This window comes from Bartonella sp. MU70NMGDW (genome assembly GCF_042194085.1).
Lineage (GTDB): Bacteria > Pseudomonadota > Alphaproteobacteria > Rhizobiales > Rhizobiaceae > Bartonella > Bartonella grahamii.
In genome coordinates, this window is the sequence record NZ_JBHIMK010000464.1 from 1 (window position 1) to 925 (window position 925).

Here is a 925-nt window from a genome sequence, read left to right on the forward strand (position 1 = left end):
TATTAACAGCTTCATCATTATTAACCGCTGCCTTCACACCGGAAATTGTACGAGCACCACCTGATTTGTTCGCAACATTTATTTTAGTTCCACCTGTTGCCTTACCAACAGTGATAGTACCTTCATTTTCTTCTTGCTTCACAAGGCTATTTTTCGTCGCATTCGTAATCTGATTTTGGATATTCGTGATAGAATTATCAACAGTACTAAAAGCAGATTCAAAATCATTATGTGGTTTGCCCTGAATAGTGTAGGTGGGAGCCTTACCGTTAGACACATCTGCACCACCACCAAAATAACTTGATATATTTTTAGCAATTGTTGTCAGATTATTCGTAACAGTGGTAACATTCTGATCAGTAGCAAAGAGCTGAGAACCATTTACAGCATCCGTTGAATTAGCAGAAATGTCTCCATTCTTCAAAAATGTGATTTTGCTGTCTGTCTTCTCTCCATTTGCTTCATGAAGAGCAACAAATGCTTGTTCATTTTCGCTCCACAAGAGGGAATCTTTAGAAACACCATCAATTTTCTGAGTAAAGTCATTGACTACATATGTTAAGCGACTATTCACATTCTTTACATTTGCATCAAGTCCTGTCAAAGCCTCACCAACATTATCGAAGATTTTCTGTTCTACAGAACCATCCGCAGAAACAGTAGATAAATTATACTGTGGTCCTTTAAAGGTACCATTCTTGAATGACGCATCACCACCAAAATAGTTTGCAATATCTCCGGATATTTTATTAATCTGGCTACCATTGATTGCATCATTCGACCCTTCTGCAATTGTACCAGCTTGTACATTATGGAGAGCAACTTGTGCTGTAGTCTTATTACCCCCCAAAGTCACACTATTATAATTAATGGTACCATCTGCATTTTTATCATAAAGAACTGCAAAGCTATTTGCTTCTTTAAT

Annotated in this window: 1 pseudogene; it reads right to left on the bottom strand. The window is 37.2% G+C overall.

From position 1 onward, the window contains the following. Positions 1–925, bottom strand: a pseudogene (locus ACFIKE_RS11635) (hypothetical protein); the annotation flags it as partial.